16 protein-coding genes, 1 pseudogene and 2 riboswitches are annotated in these 13338 nt (G+C 38.9%); of the genes and pseudogenes, 12 read left to right on the forward strand and 5 right to left on the reverse strand.

What is annotated here, in order from left to right:
• Nucleotides 1-356: 356 nt before the first annotated feature.
• Nucleotides 357-476: pseudogene (locus CA598_RS29290) on the reverse strand (tyrosine-type recombinase/integrase); the annotation flags it as partial.
• Between the two features lie 301 nt (nucleotides 477-777).
• Between CA598_RS29290 and CA598_RS29295 the strand changes: the two are divergent.
• A complete protein-coding gene (locus tag CA598_RS29295) occupies nucleotides 778-1038 on the forward strand; it encodes a hypothetical protein (protein ID WP_094878756.1) in 261 nt (86 codons plus the stop codon).
• Between the two features lie 157 nt (nucleotides 1039-1195).
• Here the strand turns inward: CA598_RS29295 and CA598_RS29300 are convergent, their stop codons facing one another.
• Nucleotides 1196-1438 carry a helix-turn-helix domain-containing protein gene (locus CA598_RS29300; protein WP_094878757.1) on the reverse strand — a complete coding sequence of 81 codons (243 nt, stop codon included), beginning with the start codon at nucleotides 1436-1438 and terminating at the stop codon, nucleotides 1196-1198.
• Between the two features lie 328 nt (nucleotides 1439-1766).
• A riboswitch (cyclic di-GMP riboswitch) is annotated at nucleotides 1767-1856 on the forward strand.
• Nucleotides 1857-1860: 4 nt separating this feature from the next.
• Between CA598_RS29300 and CA598_RS29305 the strand changes: the two genes are divergently transcribed.
• The 8 genes from CA598_RS29305 to CA598_RS29340 all read left to right on the forward strand — a co-directional run bounded on the left by CA598_RS29305 (nucleotide 1861) and on the right by CA598_RS29340 (nucleotide 8172).
• A complete protein-coding gene (locus CA598_RS29305) occupies nucleotides 1861-2208 on the forward strand; it encodes a response regulator (RefSeq protein WP_094878758.1) in 348 nt (115 codons plus the stop codon).
• A gap of 119 nt (nucleotides 2209-2327) precedes the next feature.
• Complete coding sequence (locus CA598_RS29310) at nucleotides 2328-4160, forward strand: FapA family protein (RefSeq protein WP_094878759.1); 1833 nt, start codon at nucleotides 2328-2330, stop codon at nucleotides 4158-4160.
• A 96-nt stretch (nucleotides 4161-4256) separates the two neighbouring features.
• Nucleotides 4257-5261 carry an HD-GYP domain-containing protein gene (locus tag CA598_RS29315; RefSeq protein ID WP_179283795.1) on the forward strand — a complete coding sequence of 335 codons (1005 nt, stop codon included), beginning with the start codon at nucleotides 4257-4259 and terminating at the stop codon, nucleotides 5259-5261.
• Between the two features lie 142 nt (nucleotides 5262-5403).
• On the forward strand, nucleotides 5404-5646 hold the full coding sequence (locus CA598_RS29320; RefSeq protein WP_094878761.1) for a hypothetical protein: 243 nt from the start codon (nucleotides 5404-5406) through the stop codon (nucleotides 5644-5646).
• 330 nt (nucleotides 5647-5976) lie between these two features.
• Complete coding sequence (locus CA598_RS29325) at nucleotides 5977-6858, forward strand: nitrogen regulation protein NR(II) (RefSeq protein ID WP_094878762.1); 882 nt, start codon at nucleotides 5977-5979, stop codon at nucleotides 6856-6858.
• A complete protein-coding gene (locus tag CA598_RS33525; RefSeq protein ID WP_373455853.1) occupies nucleotides 6831-7007 on the forward strand; it encodes an ATP-binding protein in 177 nt (58 codons plus the stop codon). The genes CA598_RS29325 and CA598_RS33525 overlap by 28 nt, the downstream gene beginning before the upstream one ends.
• Nucleotides 7008-7036: 29 nt before the next feature.
• Nucleotides 7037-7291 carry a rod shape-determining protein gene (locus CA598_RS29335; RefSeq protein WP_094878763.1) on the forward strand — a complete coding sequence of 85 codons (255 nt, stop codon included), beginning with the start codon at nucleotides 7037-7039 and terminating at the stop codon, nucleotides 7289-7291.
• A gap of 602 nt (nucleotides 7292-7893) precedes the next feature.
• Nucleotides 7894-8172 (forward strand): hypothetical protein, encoded by a 279-nt coding sequence (locus CA598_RS29340; protein WP_094878764.1) that lies wholly within the window; start codon nucleotides 7894-7896, stop codon nucleotides 8170-8172.
• 680 nt (nucleotides 8173-8852) lie between these two features.
• Here the strand turns inward: CA598_RS29340 and CA598_RS29345 are convergent.
• Entirely contained in the window at nucleotides 8853-9026 is a 174-nt protein-coding gene (locus tag CA598_RS29345) for a zinc ribbon-containing protein (RefSeq protein WP_256990699.1), read from the reverse strand.
• A 55-nt stretch (nucleotides 9027-9081) separates the two neighbouring features.
• Here CA598_RS29345 and CA598_RS29350 point away from each other — a divergent pair, with 55 nt between their 5' ends.
• The 3 genes from CA598_RS29350 (at nucleotide 9082) to CA598_RS29360 (ending at nucleotide 10608) form a co-directional block, all read left to right on the forward strand.
• A complete protein-coding gene (locus tag CA598_RS29350) occupies nucleotides 9082-9486 on the forward strand; it encodes a hypothetical protein (protein WP_094878765.1) in 405 nt (134 codons plus the stop codon).
• 237 nt (nucleotides 9487-9723) lie between these two features.
• Nucleotides 9724-9818, forward strand: a riboswitch (cyclic di-GMP riboswitch).
• Nucleotides 9819-9902: 84 nt separating this feature from the next.
• A complete protein-coding gene (locus CA598_RS29355) occupies nucleotides 9903-10367 on the forward strand; it encodes a chemotaxis protein CheX (RefSeq protein ID WP_143812472.1) in 465 nt (154 codons plus the stop codon).
• Between the two features lie 16 nt (nucleotides 10368-10383).
• Nucleotides 10384-10608 (forward strand): hypothetical protein, encoded by a 225-nt coding sequence (locus CA598_RS29360; protein WP_094878767.1) that lies wholly within the window; start codon nucleotides 10384-10386, stop codon nucleotides 10606-10608.
• A gap of 421 nt (nucleotides 10609-11029) precedes the next feature.
• On the opposite strand, the gene CA598_RS29365 is transcribed toward CA598_RS29360, so the two are convergent.
• Nucleotides 11030-12178, reverse strand: a complete 1149-nt coding sequence (locus CA598_RS29365) for an AAA family ATPase (protein ID WP_094878768.1) — start codon at nucleotides 12176-12178, stop codon at nucleotides 11030-11032.
• The gene (locus CA598_RS29370; protein ID WP_094878769.1) at nucleotides 12178-12966 is read right to left on the reverse strand and encodes a DUF6414 family protein; all 789 of its coding nucleotides are present in this window, start codon (nucleotides 12964-12966) and stop codon (nucleotides 12178-12180) included. The genes CA598_RS29365 and CA598_RS29370 overlap by 1 nt, the downstream gene beginning before the upstream one ends.
• Nucleotides 12967-13338: the final 372 nt, after the last annotated feature.

Genomic DNA, 13338 nt, shown 5'->3' on the forward strand with positions numbered 1-13338 from the left:
TGGGGGCGGCTTGCAGCGATCCTGGAAGAGATTTGAAGCCTTTGAGGACAACTAATCACTGTCCGCCGGAGAGGGTTTTTGAAGAGAAGCAACCAAAACTGAGGCGGAAGCGGAGATGCGTACATTTAATTTCGTTCGTTGCGCATCTCTGTTTTTCGGTCAATTTGTTCTTTGGTAACAAACTGCATAAGATCACGACCTATATCATCATGTTACCTTCATTATAACAAAAATCCGAATATGTATCACAGCATCAAAATAAGACCGCGTCTGTATGCGGTCTTATTTTGATGCCCTTGTTAATATGGTTCAAACTTGTCTGCGGCTGCATGATCCGCGGTGCGAAGAGCATGTCAATTAATATTCATTGTTATGGCAATACCCGAATGGTCAAGTCGATCTGCAATGATCTTAGAATGTACACCTTGGTTAATCAGCAACGTCGCAGAGGTATAACGGAGATTATGAAAGCGGATGCTATCGGGAGATATTTATTTTACAAATTGACGAAACATGAGTTTTACTGCGTGAATGTGATTACGAAAGAATCTTATAAGTTACATCATAAAACTTGGCGTTGGGTTAACCTCTGCCCCTCACCTTATTCAGATCAAGATTACAACTTGCTGTTATCCACGAAAAGTTCCAGTATAAAAATATCAGCGTTCGACTAGCCATCCTCTTTAGATGCTGCCCAATGTAATTGTTATCCCCCTTGCCACAACCATACTCTCACTGTAACATCGAAACATTCTTGAGGGAGAGGAGGTTAAATGTATGCGTGATAGATTCCCAGAATGGATGAAGATAGCAACTGATCAACGATTTATTGAAATGACAACACAAGCAGAGAAGCAGAACGAAGTTATTCAACTCGGGATCAGGCTAAGAGAGATTGATAAGATGTTAAAAAATGAGCTTTCGCAATCTCAGTACAAGTTGATACTCGAATGGGAAGAAATTTTGAACTATCGAAGTGCTTTGGAAAAGAAATGGTTATATTCCGCCGGAATCAAAGACGGTAAGGAACTTCTTTGATTTTTTCGAGTAATCATTAGATTTTCTTCAACCAATGGAACGCATCGGCCAGATGAAAGATTCTATCTGATCGATGCGTTCTTTGGCCATTCAGTTGAAAACTTCGATAAGGAACAGGGGAGGATGGGAAGAATTTCGAATACTCTATAATAGAACCTTATTCCTGCTTGGTAACCCATCCGGAATCAAGTTCAACCAATCTAATAAATTCAGAAGCTTTGATATTTAATGCGTTGGATAATGCAAACAATGTAGTGATTGTCGGTTGATGAATTCCTCTTTCTAGCATTGAGATATAGGTTCGATCAAGATCACTTTTAAGGGCAAGTTCCTCTTGGCTAATCTTGCTATTAACCCTCAACATTTTTAGTGTTTTTGCGAAAGATAGTTCAATTGTCATAGACAACCCCCTCGAAATGTTAATCATGATGTAGTGGAGGCACATATTCAACGGAGTATACTCTACAAAATGGTTTATTTTGGCGAACTATTGTGGTAATATTGACCTAGATGTATTTTTATTAGGGTTTGTGTCGAATTTGGTCGAACCATGTTGTAATGTATCTATTTTATCAAATATAATGATGATAAGGATGCAGATAATGGCTTAGGTATAAAGACCAAAAAATTAGAGGGGGAGTCCCATGAATACTATCGAGTTTCTGGATGCTCCACTTCACAACTTGAATTGAAAGGTTAAACGTGCTTTATAACAACAACATACTCTCAAACGAAAAAGGCAAACCTCTCGAAAGAGTGGGACGCAAAGATATGGACCTACTGAACACTATATGTTCTATGGTCGCCAGTCCGCCGAATTGGGTGTCATTCACATCATCCATTCGAGGTGATGTTTTTTTATCCTTTAAGAAGGAGGGGAACATCGCGAAAATTGTAATTGCAGATGACCATGCAATCATTCGCTTCCTTTACAAGGAGCTTTTAACGGAACAAGGTCATGTCATTATAGCAGAAACGGATAACGGTTTTGATGCACTCACATCCAATTTTGAGCTATCTCCCGATCTGATCATCATCGATAATCACATGGGGTTGATGAATGGGATTGACGTTGTACGGGAGATTCTTCAAAAAGATGACAACGCGAAGATTATTATGTGTACGGCAAGTCCACATGATATTAAGAACGAAGCGAAGCTGCCCAATTAGGTGTGAAGGAAGTTCTGTCTAAGCCGTTTTCAGTTGAAAGGCTCATTGAATCCGTTTCAAACGTATTTAATCTTTAGCACAACCAGTTCGGCCGCTGTTTGAGAGGTGAGGTGTTTTACATGACAAAAGGAATGACTGAACAAGAATTAACACAACTGATTAAACAATTAAATATTGACGAGTTTCCCGATGAAACGAATAAAGTCAGGGACACATCAAAATTTGATGAGTGGATACAAGTAAAGGATCAGACCATCATTGTTCATGATCCTACGGATGGGGGAAAGCTTCCTGTTATAAGTTCAGCATCCCCTGTCAAAATAAAAGTGAATGACAAGCTTGTAGAGTCCGAATGTGTTGTCTCCTCCACGGATCGTATCCACTGGGAAATCGATGAAAAAGCGATGTTTCAGATTACTGTCTCCAAAGATAAACTCCACGCTTATTTTCATCTAATGTCACGAGAGCGATATGCTTGGAGATTAATAGATACAGAACCGATGCAAAATATTATCATCTCTGCAGAAGAACTTAAGGATATTGTATTAGAGACTGTACATTTAGCGGATGTCGTCGAACATATCGAACGGAAATCCATTAAATCGAATCTTGACATTGCTTCTATTCAGTTGGAATTGATCAATCCAACATATAAACCGGTTCTTATTGCAAAGGGTAAAGCGGAAGTAGCTGGAAAAGATGCTCAAGTAGAAGTCTATTTCCCAGAGCAAGTGGAGAGCCAGTTTTTTGAGGTTTCGGGAAATATCGATTTTCGAAATCACTTACAAATCCCTACGGTAAGCGCTGGCGATTTGATTGCCAAAAAAATCCCGTTAGTAGATGGCATTCCGGGGTATGACGTTTACGGAAATGTCCTAATCCCCGGACCGCCAAAAGATATTATCGTTGTTACTAAGCCGAGTGTGGAGCTAACTTCGGATGGGGAGATTTTTGCATTAAAGGATGGCAGACCGCGGATTACAGGAGGGAAAATTAAAACCCTCGATATTTCCACATCTTATGTTGTTTCTGGCGATGTTGACATTGAAAGTGGGAATATCGTGTTCTCAGGTGATGTAATTGTTTACGGTAACGTGACAGATAAAATGATTATTGAATCGCTTGGCAATGTATATGTGTATGGAAGTGCGTATAATGCCATAATCACGGCCACTGGAAGTATCTTTGTCCGAGGGAATGTGTTGGGGAGCAAATTATACTGTGGATATTTTGGTGTCATGTTTAACCGCTTGTATACTGCTTCGAAAACGCTTGGCGAACTCATGGACAAGCTACTGATTGCCTCAAAAATACTGGTTCAAGAACTTGAATTACGAAAACAAAAGATTCGCTTTGGTCAAATCATAATCTTACTCATGGAAAACAAGTTCAAGGAAATTCCAACAATAATCAGAGAGATGTTGGATGTGCTGACAAATTTCCAACATATTAAAAAGGAAGAATATCAAAAGTTAAGGGAAATGTCTGCCGTTTTCATGTTCCCATCAAAATTACTAGAAGTAGCGACAAGCAGCTTTATTCAAAGCTTTGTCTCGTTACTTCAAGAAACCCATCAAGAAGTCGCACGAATGCAGGAAGAAAAAACAGAAATTATATTGAATCAGTGCTATAACAGCGATATCAAATCAAATGGCGATATCATTATTAAGAACGATGGAGTAATCTTAAGCGATTTGTATGCGGCGAGGCATATTGTGTTCAAGCGTGATACTTCGGTTTGCCGTGGCTCTCATTTGGAGGCTGGAGGTAGCATCGTAGCCAAAGTGATTGGCGGACAATCTGATGTCATTACTTTACTGAAGGCAAATCGAAAAATAACGATTAAAAAAATGTTTTCGGGTCGAGTTTGTATTGGCAAGAGATGTATTGACATTTACGATGTTGTTGAAAATAAGACTTTTAATGCTGACAGTTTTAAGCAAAGAGCTTGAAACCGGATGTCCTTCTATGATTGAGAAACTAAGGGAAGTTCCATTATTTCGTAATTTTAATGTTGAAGCTATAAACGGATGAAAGCAGGTGAGACAATGGATATTTGTCTGCGACGATATCAATATTATGGATTGAGAGTGAATAAAAACATTTATAGTCGTATGGGGACTTTGGTTATACCCGCCTACACGATATTGACTTGGAAAGAAATTGATATGTTAAGGCATCTAAACATTCCTCTTGACGAGGGCGATGTAGAACATGGCTCTATACTTTTTCTTGTGGAATCTGCCATAAAAGAAATGAAAGAAGTATGTGAAAAAATTAGATTTTCAGATCAGCTTCCGCTCCATGATATCCGCGAAAAAATCATACCCATTATTGTGGAAATGAGCCAGCACATAGACCTAAAGCCTATTTTCAACCATTTGGAACAGCATGACGATTATACATATCGTCATAGTATTGGTGTTGCTTTACTTTCCCGATTGATTGGCAAAGCAAAAGGATTGTCATCACCGGAAATACTTGAATTAACAACTGCAGGATTTCTTCATGATATCGGAAAGGCGCATATCCCCGAAGAAATTCTGAATAAGCCTGGAAAACTAACTCGCGAGGAATTTAGCTTGGTTAAAGATCATACGAAATTCGGTTACGATTTGCTCAGAAAGGCGTCGGGTCTTTCAGTTCGTCATGCATTAGTTGCTCTGCAACACCACGAGCGGGAAGATGGCAGTGGTTATCCATATGGATTAAAAGGAAAAGATATTGATCCATACAGCAAAATCGTTGCTGTTGCTGATGTGTTTCATGCAATGATCTCAAAGCGCTCCTATAAAGAGCCGGTTCCTTTCTATACAGTTCTTAAGGAAATATCGGATGATATGTACGGACCGCTTGAGCCGAGTACAACCCTCTGTTTTCTCAGGCGGATAATGGATATGTTGATTGGAAGCAGTGTGATTCTATCAAACGGAAGTGAAGGAAAGATTATTATGGTGAGTTCAACTGACCCTGTTCATCCTCTAGTTGAAGTGAATGGAAAATACATTGATCTAAGTAAGGAACAGACGATTCAATTGGACCGGATCGTTTGAAAACACGTATCAACAAATGACACCAGGGATACGCAATGGAGAGAGATCCGTTTTGAGTCATAAGAAGAGAAATCGATAAGGATCGCCGGAAATTATTCATACTGTTTCCCTTCCATAAATTAGTTTCGGGGAGGTAACCAACATGAAACATAGCATCACACTGGATCCATTCGATCGTTTCATCGTTTGGAAATTTGGAAATGATGACAGCGGTAATCAATTGTTTCGCTATTTTAAGGAACAGGTACTTCTTCGTTACAATATCTCCTCAGTTTTCTTAATTGATTTGAGAAATACCCAATCCGTTCCTTCATCTGAATTACAGGCTGAAATCTTTGACTTCAATGAACGATATCTTCAATATTCGTTAGTAGGTATAGCCTAACTGATCGGTGACCAAGTTTATGAAACGAGTACATACGGAAGTTTTTGGGCTTATATTTTACGACAGGAATCTGTCTTTTTCACTGAAGAGGAAGCTAGATTCTATTTAAACGGGTTGCTACTGGCGAATAATCAATGTGTAGGTGAGTGGGAGGAGAAAGTACCCATTCGGCGTAACCATGATTCAACGACGTGGTACAAACATTGATTTGCACCAATTTCCGTAAGAAGACCTAAATAAACAATCCGCTTGGAGCGGCTACCGTTGATATATAGTGTTTACGGAAAAATATGTGTAAGATACGAAAAGGAAATAGTGGGGTTTGAAAGCATGAAACAAGTAGCTGAGTTTTTATTAAGGGCAGATGACAGCGATATCGGTATTGTTGTGGTGAATACGGATTTGAAAGTTACCCATGCAAACGCGAAAGGCAAAAGTCTGTATGGGCTATCCGAGGATAGCGGATTTCCCAGCCATACAAAAGTAGGACAAATGATACGAACGGGTCAGCTGCAACCAAAAAAAACTGCGGGAATTCCCGTGGAAGAAACGGTTGGCGGGCAATCGGTTCACCTTTTACTATATATGTACCCTTTTTACAAAGGAGAGAAAATTGATTTCTTTTTGGTCGTTTTATGTGATAATACTTTGTTTCAACAGCACTGCGAATCAAGGTACCAACAGGAGACCACTGCACTTGTAGGGGAAATGGCCGCGGGTACGGCGAATGTTATTTTGAATCCGCTTGCCGTTATTCAGGGTATGCTGCAATTGATAGAACATGCAGTAAAAACCAATTGCACATTGACTGGGCCGGCTTTTCAGATCAAAATAAATCAGTTTTTTCAGACGCTTTACGATCAGGTGAAAGAAATCGACGTGGTACTTCAACGATTTCTGCTGTTTAAACCTTCGGATATTCATTTCATCCCGATTGATTGGACGCCTTTTCTTCATGTGGTCATCTCCCGCTTTCAGTTGAAGACCCAAGAAAAAAACATCCGCTTGGTATGCGAATATCCCAGAATACCGGTCCGTGTGTTCGGAAGTGATCTTTATCTCCAAGAAGCGTGTTATGCAATATTACTCAATGCATTTGAAGTGACACCTGATAACGGAAAAATCCTGATTCAAATGGACGTAGCGGAGTTGTTTTTTTTACGGTCATTGATTACGGAACAGGGATTCCGAAAGACGTTCTTCCCTATGTAAAGCACCCGTTTTTTACAACAAAACCCAACGCACTCGGATTTGGACTCAGTTTTTGCGAACATATCCTGCGGAAAGTGGGTGGTGAGCTGGACATTGAAAGTTCATTAAACGGAACAAAAGTACAACTGATGCTTCCATTGTTGGAATGATTACTGGTACATTATAAGGAGTTATTTTGATGCTGCACAAGACAATAGGAATTGATCTGGGAACGTCAAATATTCGCATATTTGTATATAAAAAAGGTATAGTAATCGATGAACCGACAGTAGCGGCCATGGACGGTGCGACGATGACATTACTTGCTGCAGGAGAAGGTGCTGTAGGTATGCTGGGGCGTACGCCGGAATCGGTTACTGTGTTTAGACCGATACGCGATGGTGTAGTCGCCGAGTTTGCAGTAGCGGTGGCGATGTTGAAATATTTTTTTTAGCAAAATTCGTACCCTGTCTTGGCCCTTGTCCCGGCTTTTCATCTGTTGTTCACAGCAATGTACCCCCCTGGAAAAACAAACACTGTAACACCGTTCCAATGGCCCCAAATGCAAAATTTGCACTTTTTAGGTTGCTTAGGAATGTCATTAGGACTAATTGCTTTTAGCTTCACGTACTACTTCACCAACCCCACATGTTCTTTCCGAATAACAAGTTAGAGGTTAACCTACTTATTGCAAACTTATACATCTTAAGCCGAAGTACATTGGGTTTCACAGGGAAAGATGAATTAAGTCGAGTTGCGGAGGCAATCAGGACCGAAGGCTCAGGACATCGCGTTTGCGATCCAACTGTTAGCTTCTGACAGTCTGAATACGTTCGCCAAGCCGATTAACTTTAATTTTCATAATAGGCTCTTTGCTACGTTATTAGATAGCATCCTGTATCGGATTACGCAAATTCGTGCTGCTTTGATATAATAACGTTCGTCTTGCAAATCCCCCTGTATATGGGTTATATCACACTTATTACCTTAACTTAAGGAGCATTTACGTGTGATGTAATAACTCCTATAAATCTCTAAAATTGGTGGCGGTATATATTGGAACAAGATGAAGTTAAGAAAAAAATCATATATTTCTTAAATAGCGTTAGGGATGATGGTCGGGACGTAGAATTATGCGTTGATTTTCTAAATAAGTTAATAGTCAATTCATCGAGAGAAAGCCCCGCTCCGGTATTAGAGATTATTACGTTAATCAAGTATGAGAAGCCGATACTTTTCTATGAATTAAGGAAAAGATTAAAGGTAAGAACAAATTTTAAGATGCTTTTTGAACTTGATTTAGATTACGTTCAGGCAAAGAAAAAACTGTTTTAAGACATTGGTAAGCTCTGGGGAAAGTTCTGTACGTACGAAACAAAACTGTTGAGGGGAATACTCGTCATTGATACTGCTGATCCCAATGCAGTGAATAATCCACGAAGGTTCAACCTATGTGAACACAAAATATTATAAAGAGCCAGCAGAACTAAATTCAAAGCAATAGAATAATCTAAAGTCTATCCTTCCAGGTAGGCTTTTCATTTTAAGTGTCGTAGTGAAGTACAATGCAACGCTACAAGAATTATTTACGAAACGAACACGGGTATTGCAACACTAGAGGAGGCGCTACACTTCAATGAGTGGACGAGACAAGCTAGGGCGCGCTCCTGGCAATCAAATCGCTGTAGACCAACCAGGGAAACTGCAATCCTAAGTGGGGCAACAGGAACGCTGTTAAGCACAGCTTCTATGAAAAGATTACAGCCTATAACGTGGATCCAGACGGATGGCTGAATATTAGTGTACTAAATAGTGCAGATGCTCGGATTCGCATACACCCAGATGCATACTTTTTTTGGATAGAGAGGGGTGCATATAAGGGAAGATATACTGGAGAAGCTGCGATGGATGTAATGTTAAGGTTTGTTAAGGTTGAGAGCGTATTGTGTCGTTCGTCAGTCACTTATAGGTGGCTCTTTTGGCATTAAAAAGACGGCACAAAGGCCGTCAGAATACTAGGGTGTGTATTCTGTGTTGTGGCATTTCGGACATGGCGGAAGCGTGTCGGTATTATCATCTAGTGTTACTTTTGTTCCGCATTTAGTGCAAGTATAAGTACCTACTCCAGGCTTTTCTCCAGTGGTCGACAATTTAATCACCTCCCTTGTCTTGATATTTTCGACACTCATGCAGGGGAAACCTCCCTTCTCGTTGAAGTATGACGGGGATAGGGGGTGATGGGATATGGAAAAAACGAGATATGCAAAAGTTATTGGTGAAATTGGCGAGGAAATCGGTTTAATCTCTAACCGGATTGGGGTAGCGGCTTTAAATATAGAAGAGGGCAAGAGCGCTGAATCGTTACAGAATGCGAAACAAGATTATTTGAATGCAGTAGATGGGTACAAAAAATGCAAGGAGGATTTAATTCAGGTTATGCCCCCTAATATAGTGGGCGAAGAGCACAAGGAATTAATCGAAACTTTCGAACTATTCATTCAAGGTACGGAAGAGATGTTTAACGGAATAAACATTGAGCAGGCAACGATTGATTTCGCCATTATATTGGAGGGACGGACGATACAAAAAAATGCTGAAACTAGAGTCGAGGACATTGGCGATCGGATTGTGAAGAAACTATTAAAATAAATAACACTCACTATGACGGGAACACTTGGATGCCCCCCTTGTTAGCAAATTTACCAAGGACATAATAAATTTATCGGCATACAATGAAAGCAATTTAACAATGATTTCTTATTTATTAATTGGGAACCAATAATGAACTGATAATGATGTATGAATTTTACTCAGAATTATTGACAAAGAGTTGGATATATAATATTGTCGAATTATAAGGAATTTTGCAGAAATAATCCTGTTGATAATAGAAAAAGGCACACCCATTGAAAGATGGGGCCGCAAAGCTAAAGGGGCTACAACGCAATAGTAAAAAAGCGTTATGCCAGCCAGTTGCCGAAATAAAGACGGAGATTTCCAGATAAACATCCTCCCTTTTTTCGGGAGGTTTTTTTATATCCATTTAGCTGAAATGAGTGATTGGGATGAAAGCAATCTACATTAATCCGTTTCTAAAAGCCGCTTTGTACGTGTTCGGACAATTTCAACTGCCTTGTCAGGTGGGGAATCCTTCCATCAAGGGTTCTCCATTTTCCGGGAAAGAAATTTTGACTGTTGTCGGAATCACAGGGGATATTCGTGGCCAAATGTACTTTGGTTTACCTCTGGACAGCGCAAAAAGAATTGTCTCTGCAATGATGGGTGGAATTCATCTTTCTACACTGGATGCTTTAGGGCAAAGTGCGATTTCTGAATTAAGTAACATGATTTGCGGTAATGCCATGACACTCTTTGCAAAAGAAGGAGTTTCTTTGGATATTACTCCACCATCCTTAATTATGGGAAATCAAATTGAAGTTTCTGCCGATAAAATGCGTGTGTTGTCCATTCCCATCATCATTACTGGTTTTGAAGAAGAACTAGAGATGAATATCGTATTCGCAGATTAGAAAGGAAGATGTTTCCGTGGCTTTGCTGAACTGTATCCGTTGCGGCAAATTATTTGTTCAAGACAAGTTGGCGGTTGATACCTGTCCAGCTTGCTTTGCTTTACAGGAACAGGAATTTCAGCTTTGCAAAGCTTACTTAAGGGAACATCCAACAACTACAATACAAGAACTCTCCGAAAATACCGGAATACCTTTAAGTAGAATGATGTATTGGATTAAGGAAGGGCGAATCCACTTTTAGATTGTGTAAAAGTCGTCTTGAATTATATCGTAACTGATTTGGGTATGGCGGGTTATTTCAAATGGAAAGATTACAATCAGTGGGCTTATTGGTTTAGATTTTCTCATTAAAGCGAATATCATCCTTAACCTCTCAGAACTTAAAATGTATCCAGCCATTGTTGAAAAAGATTAGATTGTTCGATGGAAAGGTTATGAGTATGACTGCTAACTTATATTCGTCCTATTGGGCAAAGATACCAACGTCGGTTTAACGTCCGTGCAGCTTGAATGGGTAGCGCGCGAGTTGCCCGTTGGCGAGAAAGGCAGCGAAGCGGTCAAGCTGAATCAAGTTGCCATTCACTCCAATACCTACAGTGTGTACCAACTAGATATAGCGGCTCTGCAAAATAATTACGCTTAGCATCCTACTGCCTCTATAATTAGCTACTACTTTCCACTTCCTTAAAAAGCATATCCTCAACAGTCTCCTGGACTTTGCTTTTTATCGTGCGCGCATTTTCTCCGGTCGCTTGTATTTTGGGACTTACTGCTTTATATATTTGTTCGGCTGTAAATCGCTCTCCACATTCTCTTACGTGCACGTCAATTTCGCTCATAGTTATATCAAATATAGTCTTTTCATTAAAATCATTAAAATGAATAAACTTATCTATTCGATAAAATATTGGTAGACCTAAATAGTCTTTCATTTCTTTTTCGTTTTTATAATTGGAAGTTAATATAATCAATAACCCGGATATATCCAATTCATATGTAGCATCGCTAAAAATTGTATTATCAAAAAGCGTATAGAATGCAGAATAAAAATATTCTGGGCATTTGTCAAGCTCATCAAGAAAAATAAGATTTGATTCCCTTTCCAAAAGATCAAACCCCAAGCTTATTCGATTCGGTTTGTCACCGAAAAAGTAATATGAGTATGTTTCATTTTTAAACATAGACAAGTGTTTTTCAACCATTTTTCCATCGAAAAACTTTTTGGAGATTTCACGCACTAATTCTGATTTACCTAAACTACTATCTCCATACAACATAATCACGTATGGTTTTTTACGATTTACTGTTGTCATGTACCACATGCTTTTGCTAATTTCGGCTATAGCCTCGTTCTGGCCAAAAATATTTTTACTGATAAGATTCATATTCTCAGAGAATTTATCTGGCTCACGCTTAACATCATATGTTTCTCTTGCATAATTAAGCTCAATCTTTGAACGTGTATGAAGTCCTTCAAGATATGTTTCCAATGTTGTTGGGGGGTTGTGTATATAGATAATTGCATCAGCAGTTGTCAGTTCTTCAATTAATGAACCTAATCTATCATGTGCGGTTTCGACAATTCCATGATAATTGTGATTTTTAACAAGCATTACTGATGCCTTATCATTATCGGTATATAGATTTCCACGTTGTTTACGGTCATCAGAAAGACGTACTAGCTCCAAAAAGTTTTCAATGAAATAGTCATCATACTCTTGAGCTAATTTTTCTTCAAGCAACCTAACTTGATCATCAAAATAGGCTTTTGAGCCAATGACTATTTTATATTCTCTGATATCTTCCTCCATTATTCACCACCACTTTCTATGCATGCGTACACAACATCATACAGAAGAATATCTGGCAGAGGAATATGCCGATGATGCTCACCTGTAATTTTTACTTCTCCATTTGGATCGATATCATTTGGAGGGAAAGCATCAGCAAGGGTTTTATTTTGATTTGCTTCTGTAAGCAAGTTTTCCATTTTATTAAGCTGTTTCATAAAATCAAATTTTTCCTTATGAAATTTTCCGACTTCAATGCAAAATAAAGTCATTCTTGTTGCAAGTAAATCATTACGTTTGTAGTTGCTGACAAAAGCTGAATTATTAAAACGGACATATCGTTGAGCGTCTACTTTATATGTATCATAACCGTCATATCCATCCATGACGGCGTTGAACTCTTTTGTATCAACTCCCTCAACTCCACCTTTTACAATACGCAGATATCCCCCTGCGACCCGAAAAAAAGTAGAAGAGTTCTCTATGTCATAAATTAAAGTGCTATTAATTTCTGTAAGGAGATTTTTCATTTCTTCAAATTCTGAAATTTCTGTCGAAGTGATAGTTGTTTCATTGTCCCGTCGAACGATAAAAGATGCTCCTAATTTACCTGAAAATAAAAAAGCGATTCTATCCCAAAAGGGAACGCTCAACTTGATTTTAGCTTCAATAGCTATTTCAGCATTAGCTTCAGTTGAGGTAGAAATACCTGTTTGAGATGTTCTTGCTCCTTTGTGCTGTTCTTGCAGAATATTGCGGATAGTCTCTTTATCAAAGTAAATAATTTTATTAATTGGCTTTTTATTCATCTGATAAGCGCCCCCATATTGTTTAACTTAAAAAGCAATACGAAAGTAAATATAAAGATATTATACACCATGATTGAAGGAATGTTCGACGAAAAACAATAAGAGTAATCATTGCCTGTAATCATCGTAATAAGAACCAAACAAAGCACCTTCCCCTCTCGCTTCCTTTCTACTCCTTCATTGTCGCTCTTTTCATCTAGGTAATTTTAAAAGATTATCATTTCAAGGTCCGATTTTACATAGAAAATGAAATGAATAGTAGAGGGACTTATTCGTTCCCCTAAAATGGATCTTTGAAAATTGAATACAATCTGATCCGGTACATTCCCCGCATGGCCTAAGAGGATAGCCGAATTGCAGGTGCGCCACGAC

The organism is Paenibacillus sp. VTT E-133291 (assembly GCF_002264395.1).
GTDB classification, from domain to species: domain Bacteria; phylum Bacillota; class Bacilli; order Paenibacillales; family Paenibacillaceae; genus Paenibacillus_AQ; species Paenibacillus_AQ nitricinens.